General features: G+C 63.6%; 8 protein-coding genes and 1 pseudogene. 8 read left to right on the forward strand and 1 reads right to left on the reverse strand.

Translation table 11 applies throughout. The annotated features are described in order from the left end of the window. The 5 genes from VNN55_04635 to VNN55_04655 form a co-directional block, all read left to right on the forward strand. A partial coding sequence (locus VNN55_04635; protein HWO56836.1) for a hypothetical protein occupies positions 1-715 on the forward strand: 715 nt, incomplete at its 5' end. A 51-nt stretch (positions 716-766) separates the two neighbouring features. Beyond that, positions 767-1,777: a PorV/PorQ family protein gene (locus VNN55_04640; GenBank protein HWO56837.1), complete on the forward strand. Its 1,011-nt coding sequence runs from the start codon at positions 767-769 to the stop codon at positions 1,775-1,777. Positions 1,778-1,932: 155 nt separating this feature from the next. Continuing rightward, positions 1,933-2,931 (forward strand): ABC transporter substrate-binding protein, encoded by a 999-nt coding sequence (locus VNN55_04645; protein ID HWO56838.1) that lies wholly within the window; start codon positions 1,933-1,935, stop codon positions 2,929-2,931. 19 nt (positions 2,932-2,950) lie between these two features. After that, the gene (locus VNN55_04650; GenBank protein HWO56839.1) at positions 2,951-4,609 is read left to right on the forward strand and encodes an ATP-binding protein; all 1,659 of its coding nucleotides are present in this window, start codon (positions 2,951-2,953) and stop codon (positions 4,607-4,609) included. Continuing rightward, positions 4,596-5,000, forward strand: coding sequence for a response regulator (locus VNN55_04655; GenBank protein ID HWO56840.1), 405 nt, complete (start codon positions 4,596-4,598; stop codon positions 4,998-5,000). The genes VNN55_04650 and VNN55_04655 overlap by 14 nt, the downstream gene beginning before the upstream one ends. 79 nt (positions 5,001-5,079) lie before the next feature. Here VNN55_04655 and VNN55_04660 read toward each other — a convergent pair whose 3' ends face one another. After that, entirely contained in the window at positions 5,080-7,392 is a 2,313-nt protein-coding gene (locus tag VNN55_04660) for an NADP-dependent malic enzyme (GenBank protein ID HWO56841.1), read from the reverse strand. 377 nt (positions 7,393-7,769) lie between these two features. On the opposite strand from VNN55_04660, the gene VNN55_04665 reads away from it, so the two are divergent. The 3 genes and pseudogenes from VNN55_04665 (at position 7,770) to VNN55_04675 (ending at position 10,803) form a co-directional block, all read left to right on the forward strand. After that, a complete protein-coding gene (locus VNN55_04665) occupies positions 7,770-9,062 on the forward strand; it encodes a citrate (Si)-synthase (GenBank protein HWO56842.1) in 1,293 nt (430 codons plus the stop codon). A 207-nt stretch (positions 9,063-9,269) separates the two neighbouring features. Continuing rightward, a complete protein-coding gene (trxB, locus tag VNN55_04670) occupies positions 9,270-10,214 on the forward strand; it encodes a thioredoxin-disulfide reductase (GenBank protein ID HWO56843.1) in 945 nt (314 codons plus the stop codon). A gap of 295 nt (positions 10,215-10,509) precedes the next feature. After that, a pseudogene (locus VNN55_04675) lies at positions 10,510-10,803 on the forward strand (ArsC/Spx/MgsR family protein). Positions 10,804-10,945: the final 142 nt, after the last annotated feature.

Genomic DNA, 10,945 nt, shown 5'->3' on the forward strand with positions numbered 1-10,945 from the left:
CACCGTCCCGTTTACGGCCTGGGATGTGTCCCACAACCCGCCGCGGCAACTGAACGTTTGCTTTGTGGAGCAGTTTGCGCTGGCGTCGGAGGACAGCTACTGGCTGCCGCCGGACGACGCCGCCGATGGCGGGCGCGAGTACGTGTTCATCCTCAACAGCGACTATTCCGAGACGGAGGATCCGTACTACACGTCCCGGTCGATCTTTTTCGATGGCGCGGATTTCGATGTGCTCTACGCCTGGTGGCCGGTCGTCGCCGAAGGCCATTCCAACACCGAGTTGGCCGCCGGCCAGGTGCTCTCGATTGAGATCAACAAGTACAACACCACGGCCGACCGCTTCCAGTTCGCGACGCTGCGGGCCGGGACCGAAGAGGCCCGCGACGTGTCGTCGCTGGACGGCGTGTACGCCGTGCCGAATCCCTACCTGCACGGCACCGACTTGGAGGAAGACCAGCGCCACCGTCTGATCAAGTTCGTGGGGCTGCCGCCGGTCGACGCCACGGTGGAAATTTACAATCTGGTGGGCGAACGCATCCGGGTCTTGCGCAAGGAGCGCCCGGAGGACGCGGAAGTGCACTGGGATGTCTTGACGGAGAGTGGCCTGCCGCCTGCCAGCGGCGTCTACATCTACCGCGTCGTGGCGGAGGGCATTGCGCCAAAGACGGGCAAGTTGGCGCTGTTCGTCGACCGGGAACGGCTGCGGCAGTTCTAATGGGAGCGACATTCCCGCGTGCGCGCGGGATGTCGAAGTCGGAGGACGACGATGAAGAAGATATCGCAAATCCTGTTGCCGGTGGCGCTGCTGTTGACGCCGGTCCTCGCCTGGGGCGGGGGCGATGAGCGTCTGGGCACCGCGGGCGCGCTGGAGCTGCTGATTCCAATGGGCGCGCGCGGCGTGGCGATGGGCGGGGCGGTCATGGCCCAGACCAGCGGTACCGAGGCATGGTTCTGGAATCCCGCCGGCGCGGCGTTGGTGGAGGGCAGCGAGGTGAGCTTCTCCCACCGGCAGTACATCGCCGATATCGGGTTGGACCGCGTGTCGCTGGCGCACAACGCCGGCGCGATCGGCGTGCTGGGACTTTCGGCGACGGTGCTGTCCACCGATGAGGAACTGGTGCGCACCACCACACAGCCGGAAGGCACGGGCGAAACCTGGGCGGCGTCCTTCGTCATCGTCGGTGTCTCGTACGCCCGCGCCCTGACCGATCGCGTGTCGTTCGGATTGAACGGCCAGTACATCGCCGAGAAGATCTTCAACGAGACGGCGCAGGGCGTGGCCTTCGATTTCGGCTTCACCTACCGTCCGACCTGGAAGAATCTCACGCTCGGCGTGGTGGTGAAGAACTACGGCCCTTCCATGAAGTTCGACGGTCCCGACTTCGACCAACCGGTGGATCTGGGCGACGACGAGTCGACGGATCGCAACGCGCGCACCCAGTCGGCGGCCTTCGAGCTGCCGTCGTTTATCCAGTTCGGGCTGGCGTGGGATGTCTGGCAGCGTGGCCAGCAGTCGGTCCGTGTGCTCGGGGCCTTCCAATCGAACAATTTTACGCAGGATGAATACCGCTTCGGCGGCGAGTGGTCGATGGCCAACCAGTTCTTTCTGCGGGGCGGCTATGTGGCCTCGTCGCTGGATCAGTACATGTACGGCTTCTCGGCGGGGGCGGGATTGCGGCTTCCGCTCGGCGAACGCGAGGCGCGGATCGATTACGCCTGGGCGGATGCCGGTGTCTTTGAGGGCAATCACCTGTTCACGTTGACGTTTGGGTTCTAAAAGGCGCGGCGCCGCGGGCAGCTACGGCGCCGCGATGGATAGCGAGTCCTGATGGACGCGTCGCCGACGGCCCACTGGCCGATCGGGCACACGGACGGGAAATGGGCCCAGCGGGATCCCCACGGATCCGGCGGCACGGTGAAGAGAGTCAATTGGTGAGCATCGGGGCCGACAACGGGGGACGGCGCACAGCGGCGGTGATCGCGGGTTGGATCGCGATCCTGGGGCTGGCGCTGGGCCTGTCCGGCCCGGCATGGGCGCATGATCCGGCGCATCGCGCCGCCGGCAACGCGCGCGTGGCGGTCATCAAGAGTCTCGACCTTCCCGAATACAATCTCGCCTACGAAGGGTTCATCAACGGCCTCACCGAGACCGGCCACATCGTCACGCCATTGACCTATGTTCTGGAGCGCGGCGATTCGGCGAATGCCGCGCTGATGGAGGCCATCCACTCCACAGCGCCCGACTTGATTCTCGCGCTGGGCACGCGCGCGGCGCGTGAGGCTTCCAAGCACCTCGGGCACGTGCCGATCATCTACTCGATGGTGTTGACGCCGCCGGAGGATCCCGCTTCCGCGGCGCGCGACAACATGACCGGCGCGACGCTGGCCATCCCGCTGTCAGTTCAAATTGAAGAACTCAAGCGCGCCTTTCCGACGCTTCAGCACGTCGGCATCATCTCCGATCCGGGGCGCACCCGGGCGTTGGCCGATTCGGCCGCCGATCTGTGCCGTCGCAACGGACTGACCGCCCACATCGGCTGGGCCCACGGCGAGTCGGAAGTTCCCGACGCGGTGCGGCTGCTAAAGGATTCCATTGAAGTCCTGCTGATGATCCCGGATGAGACGGTGCTCACGCCGCGCTCGTCGCGGTTCATCATCTTTGAGTTGATCAAATCGGGCGTGCCGGTGATCGGGCTGTCGTCCGCCTACGTGAAGGCGGGGGCGCTCATGTCGCTGGACTGCAACTACACCGACATCGGCCGTCAGTCGGCCGAACTGGCCATCCGCGTGCTTGCCGGCCAGAGGCCCGGGCAATTGCCGTTTACGATTCCGCGCACCTATACGCGCTCGCTCAATGTGAAGATCATGGGGCATGTGCGCATCCGTCTGGATGAAAAGGTCATCCGGGATTCGAACGCGGTGACGTTCTGACGAAGCGGACAGGGACACGATGCGACTGAGCATTCAACGAAAGGCAATTGCCGCCATCTCGGTGTTGATGGTGGCGCTGGCCTTTTCCCTGATGGCCGTTTCGCTCTACCACAGCGGCGACGCGATTCGCAATGAACTGTTGATGCGCGGACGGATTGCGACCAACGGGCTGGCGCACAACGCCAGCTACGCCACTCTGATCAGCGACACCACGACGTTGGGCGATCTGCTGGATGGCATGATGGCCGAAAAGGAGGTCCTCTACGCGCGGGTTGTGGAGCCGGACGGGACGGTCATCGCCGGCCGCGAGCGGGTCGGTGAGGGAGCGCCGGCGTACTCGTTGCAGGAACTGCGGAGCCCATCGGGCGGCGCGACCGCGCTCCTGGCCGAAACCGTCGACGATGACGAAGGCATCGTCCACTTCCGGACCCCGGTCACGATCGCCGAAGAAGTGAGCGATCTGGACGCCGAGATCGGCATCTACGACATGGCCGGCAGCGCCGGTAACGAGCCGAAGTCGACCTGGCGGATCATCGGCTACGCGCAGGCGGGCATGACGACGCGGTTCATCGAAGAGACCATCGACGACATGCACAAGACGATGTTGTGGACCACACTGCTGGCGGTGCTGTTCGCGACGTTGATCACGTCGATCATGGTGCGTGTCAGCATCCGTCCCATCAACGAGCTGGTGGTGGCGACCGGACGGGTTGCCGGCGGGGATTACGACGTCAAGGTGACCACGCCGGTGCGCAACGACGAGGTCGGCGACCTGGCCTCCTCATTCAACAAGATGACCGCCGATCTGAAGGCCTCGCGCAACGCGCTGGTGGAGAAGGAGCTGCTCGAAGACTTGGTGGCGGAATTGAAGGAGACACAACAGCAGCTGGTGCAGGCCGGGAAGATGGCGGCCGTGGGACAGCTCGCCGCCGGTGTCGCCCATGAGATCAACAATCCGCTGGCCGGGATCATGGGGTACGCGCAACTGGCCGCCGAGCACATCCGCGCCCGCCAGACCACCGGCATTCCGCCCTCGGAAGTGCTTCGGTTCCTCGGCTATATCGAGAACATGGAAAAGCAAAGCCAGCGCTGCAAGCAGATCGTGCAAAACCTCCTGCGCTTTGCCCGCGCCTCGACCCACGAGGAGCCGGAACCGGTCGACGTCAACCAGGTGGTGCGCGAAACACTTTCGTTTCTCTCGCATCAGATGGTGTCCAACGGCGTGCAGCTGGACTCGCGTTTGGCCGATCCATTGCCGGCGATCAAGGGACATGCCGGCAAGTTGCAGCAAATCTTCACGAACATCCTGATCAACGCCCTGCAGGCGATCCGCAGCGGGGAGGGGCGGGTGGTCGTTGAGACGTCGGTGGCCAATAACTGGGTCACCGTTCGGATCACCGACACCGGCGAAGGAATCCCCGAGGAGAATCTGGACAAGATCTTCGAGCCCTTCTTCACCACCAAGGAGATCGGGCAGGGGACGGGTCTGGGACTGTCGGTGACCTACGGGCTGGTCAAGGACATGGGCGGCAACATCGCCGTCGAGTCGCAGGTCGGCAAGGGCACGACGTTTACGGTCGCCTTTCCGGTGATGGAGATGATGGATGGTCCATCAGACACGGCGGCTGCGCAAGGACCTCAAGCCTCCAAGGAGTCAGCCACCAATGCCAAGCCATGAATCCGCCCCCGCACGTTACGCGATCCTGATCGTCGACGACGAGCCGACACTGCGCGAGATTCTCGCGCAGATTCTGGACGGCTATCAGACCACCACGGTCGCCGATGGCCGTGAGGCGGTCCGTCTGCTCCAGAACGCCCACTTCGAACTGGTCATCACCGACCTGATGATGCCCAATGTCGATGGCTTCTCGGTGCTCACGTCGGCCAAACAGGCCGACCCGAGCACGGATGTGCTGGTGTTGACCGGGTATCCCTCGGTGGAGAACGAGCGCAAGTGCCGGGCACTGGGGTGTACCGCCGTGCTCGCCAAGCCGTTCGCCGTGACCACGATCCGCGCAAAGGTGGAGGAGTGCCGGAAGAGCCACTGCGTGGAAAGCACGATCGACTGAACCGATTCGTTCACAGAAAATTATGCAACACCCCGTCCGGAATGATCCCGGGCGGGGTGTCTGTCATTGCGGCGGCGGGTCAGGCGCGTGAGGCGCTCGGCTTCACCTTGTCGGCATCGGAGGGACGGAACAATTCGGTCTGCATCCGACCCTGGGCCGAGACCACCGTAACGGCGGCCAGGTGCATGATGTCGCGCACCGTGTAGGAACCGACCTGCAGCACCTGGATCGGCTTTTCCATGCCCACCAGCAGCGGGCCGATGATTTCGGCGCCGCCCAGCCGCTGGATCAACTTGTAGGCGATGTTGCCCGACTGCAAGTCGGGGAAGATGAGAAGGTTCGCCTTCTCTTTCAGCTTCGAAAACGGATAGGTCTCCGCGAGAATCTGCGGCGTCACGGCCGTGTCCGCCTGCATCTCGCCGTCGACGATCAGGAGCGGGTCGCGCTCCTTGACGATCTGCACGGCCTCGCGGACCTTGCGGGTGAACGGATGATCGACCGATCCGAAGTTCGAGAACGACAACAGCGCGACCTTCGGCTCGATGCCGAAACGCCGAACTTCGCGGGCGCAGCCGAGGGTGATCTCGGCCAGTTGTTCGGCGGTCGGGTCGATGCGCACCGTGGTGTCGGCGAAGAACATGATGTCGTTGGGCCAGATGACCATGGTCATGCCGCAAATCTCGCTGGAGCCATGATGACGCGGGAAGATCTGCAGGCAGGGGCGCAGCACCTCGGGATAGTGGACGGTGGCGCCGGCGACCAGGCCGTCGGCCTTGCCGGTCCGCACCATCATCAGTCCGAAGTAGTGCGGATCCAGCATCAGCCGCTGGGCATCGCGGAACGTCACGCCCTTGCGCGCGCGCAGCAGGTGGAATTGCTCAGTGAACTCCTCGCGCCACGGCGATGTGGACGGATCGACAATTTCGACGCCGTTTAAGTCGACGCTCACCTCGGCGGCCACGGCCTTGATTCTGTCAGGGTCGCCGATCAGGATCGGGTCGCAGATGCGCTCCTCGCGGATACGGCGGGTGGCATGCAGGATCTTCGGCGCCGTGCCCTCGGGGAAGACGATGCGCTTGCGCTCGGAGCGGGCGCGGTTGATGACATCGCGCATGATGGCGCGCGAGCGCCCCAGGCGTGCCTCGAGTTCGTAGGTGTACTGGTCCGGGTCGATGGTGACGCCGGCGACGCCCGACCTCATGGCCGCCTCGGCCACGGCGCGGGCCTCCCAGAGAAGCACGCGGTAGTCGAAGGGCTTGGGGATGATGTAATCGCGCCCGAAGGACATTTCGGTTGCGCCATAGGCCGCCAGCACCGACTCGGGCACCGGCTGTTTGGCCAAGTCGGCCAGCGCATGCGTGGCCGCCACCTTCATCTCGTCATTGATCGCACTGGCGCGGACATCGAGCGCCCCGCGGAAGATGAACGGGAAGCCGAGGACGTTGTTGACCTGGTTGGGGTAGTCGGACCGTCCCGTGGCCATGATGACGTCGGACCGCGCCGCCTTGGCTTCGGGGTAGGTGATCTCCGGATCGGGATTGGCCATCGCGAAGACGATGGGATTCTTCGCCATGGAGCGGATCATGTCCTGTGTGACCGTGTTGGCGACCGAGCAGCCACAGAAAACATCGGCGTCCTCCATCGCCTCGGCCAGCGTCCGTGCCGTGGTGTTGGCGGCAAAGCGCTCCTTGTAGGGGTTCATCCCTTTGGTGCGTCCCTTGTAAACCACTCCGCCCGAATCGCAGAGGATGAGGTTTTCCATACGCACGCCGAGTCTGACGTAGTGGGCCGCGCAGGCGATGCCCGCGGCGCCGGCGCCGTTGAAGACGACCTTGACCCGGCTGAGGTCTTTTTCGGCGATCTCGCAGGCGTTGAGCAACGCGGCGCCGGAGATAATGGCGGTCCCGTGCTGGTCATCGTGGAAGACCGGAATCTTCATGGTGGCCTTGAGTTGTTCCTCGATATAGAAGCACTCGGGGGCCTTGATGTCTTCGAGGTTGATGCCGCCGAAGGTCGGTTCGAGGGCGCGGACGATCTCCACGATCTTGACGGGGTCGAGTTCGTCGATTTCGATGTCAAAGACATCGATGTCGGCGAACCGTTTGAACAGCACGCCCTTGCCTTCCATCACCGGTTTGCCGGCCAAGGCGCCGATATGCCCCAACCCCAGCACCGCGGTGCCGTTGGAGATCACGGCCACCAGGTTGCCGCGGGCGGTATAGAGATAGGCGGCCGCGGGGTCCTTTTCGATCTCGCGGCAGGGTTCAGCGACGCCGGGTGTATAGGCCAACGACAGGTCGACCTGCGTGGTGCATGGCTTGGTGGGCGTGACCTGGATTTTGCCCGCCCGTCCGCGACGGTGGTACTCCAGGGCATCTTCACGGCGGATCATGGGAAACCGTTCCTTTCTGGAGGCGCCGGAGCGCCGGGCGGCCGGCTCGGGGCTCCATCCTCGATAACGGAATGTAACGCTCCGACGCGCCCGTACCAACGCGGGCGGGGAGATTCTGTCAATATCGGCAGCGCGCGACGCCGTCCAAGCCGAAGTTGTCCATCTTCCGCGATCCGTCGCCCGTAGTATGCACGGTGGGCGGCGGCATGCGAAAAATTTCACAAAAAGCCCCCTGTCGGTGTCAGGTTTTTGACGCTGACAAAAACTGGCGTGGGCGCGGATTTTCCGTCCCTCGTGACAGCCGCCGCAACCGCCGATGATTACCATATGTTATAATCGATAGGGCCGGTCGAAGGCACCAGCCAAGGAGACGCATGATGACCACACTTCAAGAACGCATGGCACAGTTGTTGCCCGTCTGGCAGGCGGACGTTAAGAACTTCCTCAAGGAGCACGGCGACGATGTCATCAGCAAAGTCACGCTGTCGCAGGTCTACGGCGGGATGCGAGGTGTGCGCGCGCTCGTGTGCGACACGTCGCTCGTCGAGCCGGACACCGGGCTGGTGATTCGCGGCATTCCGGTCAAGAAACTGGTCGACCGGATGCCGGAAGAAATCCTCTGGCTGCTTCTGACCGGCGAGTTTCCGGACGAGCATCAACTGCAGTGGCTGCAGACCGATCTGAAGAAACGGTCGCGCGTGCCGGAGTATGTCTGGACCGTCCTGGAAGCGATGCCCCGCGATTCGCATCCGATGTGCATGCTCGACACCGCGATCCTGTGCATGGAGCGGGAGTCGGTTTTCCATCGTCACTACGACGAGGGGTTGACGAAGGAACATTACTGGGAGGAGACGCTGGATGACGCGCTGACGATCATCGCTCGCCTGCCCGCCATCGCCGCCGGCGTTTACCGGCTGCGTTTCGGCAAGGGCCCGCGCATCCTCTCCAATCCGAAGCTCGACTGGGCGGCCGACTATGCCTACATGCTGGGCATCGACGATCCGGATGGCAGCTTTGCCAAGTTGATGCGGCTCTATATGGTGCTGCATTCCGATCACGAGTCGGGCAATGTGTCGGCCAACGCCGCGGCGACGGTCAATTCGGCGCTCGCCGATTTGTACTATGCCCTTTCGGCCGGACTCAACGGACTGGCGGGTCCGCTGCACGGCCTGGCCAATCAGGAGTGCCTCGCCTGGGTCATCGAGACCCGCGAGCGCTTTGGCGGCGTGCCGACCCACGAACAGCTGGAGAAGTACGCGTGGGAGACGCTGCAGTCGGGTCACGTTATTCCGGGGTACGGCCATGCGGTGCTTCGCATCACCGATCCGCGCTTCGATGCCTTCCTCGACTTTGGCAAGAAGCACTGTGCCAACGACGAGGTCTTCCAGATCGTGGCGAAGATCTACGAGGTGGTGCCGAACGTGCTCAAGCAGGTGAAGAAGATCAAGGATCCCTGGCCCAACGTCGACGCGGCCTCGGGCGCGCTGCTGTGGAAGTATGGCCTGACCGAGATGTCGTATTACACCGTGCTGTTCTCGGTGTCGCGTGCGCTGGGGATCTGCTCGCAGGCGGTGATCGCCCGCGGCATGGGGTACCCGATCGTGCGTCCGAAGTCCTCGACCACCGAGTGGTTGAAAAAGCAAGTCATGGGGACTCCGGTTCCGGCGTAGCGGTCGCCCGCACGGTCGCGTCCTTCGGGCCGCCGGAGCCGGGATCGTTCGCCCTTCAGCCGCATCGTTCCGCAAGACGGTGCGGCTGTTTCTTTGCGACTTGCGGAACAAAGATTTGTTACGAATGGCAGAGCAACGGATTGACTTTGGGCCCTGCGTGGCGATACCGTATTTGCTCACCGCGTGACGAAAGGCGGGTCGAACTGTATGTCTGACAAGCACTTCAAGGTCATCATCATCGGGGCGGGACCGGCGGGATACACCGCCGCCATCTATGCCGCCCGTGCCGACCTCAAGCCCATTCTCCTGGAAGGCTCGCAGCCGGGCGGACAGCTGACCATCACCACCGAAGTGGAAAACTACCCGGGTTTTCCGCATGGCATCATGGGGCCGGAACTGATGGCGCATTTCCGTGAGCAGGCGGCTAGGTTCGGCACGGAGCTTCGCCCCGAGACGGTCGCGGCGGTCGATTTCTCGACGCGCCCGTTCAAGATCTTCTCCACCGAGGACATTTACACCGGCGACACAGTGATTGTGGCCTCGGGTGCGCGGGCGTTGCTTCTGGATCTGCCCGGCGAGAAACGGTTGATGGGGTATGGCGTCTCGGCGTGCGCCACCTGCGACGGGTTCTTCTTCCGCGGCAAGCGGATCGCGGTGGTCGGCGGGGGGGACTCGGCGATGGAGGAGGCCAATTTCCTGACCAAGTTTGCTGAAAAGGTCACGGTGATTCACCGCCGCGACACACTGCGGGCATCGAAGATCATGCAGCGCCGCGCGATGGCGAATCCCAAGATTGAGTTCATGTGGAACACGACCGTTGTCGATGTCCTCGGCGAGCCGTCGACCGGCATCCGTGCCCTGCGTCTGAAGAGCACCGTCGATGGCAGCGAACGCGAGTGGCCGATACAGGGTCTGTTCCTCGCCATCGGGCACAAGCCGAACACCGAATTCTTGCAGGGGCAGGTCGAGACCGACGAGGCCGGATACATCATCACCACACCGGGCACGACAAAGACGTCGGTGGAGGGTGTGTTTGCGGCCGGCGATGTTCAGGACCATGTCTATCGTCAGGCGATCACCGCCGCCGGCACCGGCTGCATGGCGGCGATCGAAGCCGAGCGCTGGCTGGAGGCGCAACACGCGGGACAGTGAGGCACGGGGGGGCTGGACGCGTGGCGGCGAGGGGGAAAAAGATTGCTTCGTCGTCGCCCGCCTGCGGCGGACTCCTCTTCGCAATAACGGTGTGGTACAACTTGCGATTTCAATTCGTCATTGCGAGGCAGCCCGATTCGCCGCAGGCGGATCAGGCCAACGGAGCAGTCCTTTTCGATAGCGGTGTACATTCGGCAACGGGGCCGACGGCACGCCCGCGCCGCGGAGGGGACAGACGATGGCGAAGCCGACGCTGAAACTTTACGGCAAGTTCACCTGAACATCCTGCGTCAAGGCAAGAAGTTTCTTGCGTGAACACAAAGCGGCCGTGCACGAGCGCGACTTCTTCAAGGAGCCGTTGAGCGAACAGGAACTCTCGGACCTCATCGGCGACCGCCCGGTCGTCGAGTTTATCAGCACCCGCGCCAAATCCTACAAGACCACCGGCTGGGAGGCCAAACCGCCGACGAAAAAGCAGGCGATCGCGGCGATGTTGCGGGACCCGACGCTGCTACGGCGGCCGATCCTGACTGCGGGGAAGAAGCTGATCATCGGGTGGTCGGCGGCCGAATACGAATCGGTTGTCTGAGCGCAAAATCGCAGTGGTCCGGCCGGCGCCGTGACCGCTACTTGCCCGCATGCCACCGGCCTCTCGCGCCTCTGTCCTGCTCCTCCTGCTGGCTGTCCTGGCGGTCGGACCGGCGGCGGTCTTCATCCGTCTGGCCGAGGCC

This window comes from bacterium (assembly GCA_035559435.1).
GTDB lineage: Bacteria > Zixibacteria > MSB-5A5 > WJJR01 > WJJR01 > JACQFV01.

Excerpts from the sequence above, each read along its gene's own strand:
- VNN55_04640 (HWO56837.1), top strand. The coding sequence starts at position 767 with ATGAAGAAGATATCGCAAATCCTGTTGCCGGTGGCGCTGCTGTTGACG.
- VNN55_04650 (HWO56839.1), top strand. The coding sequence starts at position 2,951 with ATGCGACTGAGCATTCAACGAAAGGCAATTGCCGCCATCTCGGTGTTG.
- VNN55_04655 (HWO56840.1), top strand. The coding sequence starts at position 4,596 with ATGCCAAGCCATGAATCCGCCCCCGCACGTTACGCGATCCTGATCGTC.
- VNN55_04660 (HWO56841.1), bottom strand. The coding sequence starts at position 7,392 with ATGATCCGCCGTGAAGATGCCCTGGAGTACCACCGTCGCGGACGGGCG.
- VNN55_04665 (HWO56842.1), top strand. The coding sequence starts at position 7,770 with ATGACCACACTTCAAGAACGCATGGCACAGTTGTTGCCCGTCTGGCAG.
- trxB (HWO56843.1), top strand. The coding sequence starts at position 9,270 with ATGTCTGACAAGCACTTCAAGGTCATCATCATCGGGGCGGGACCGGCG.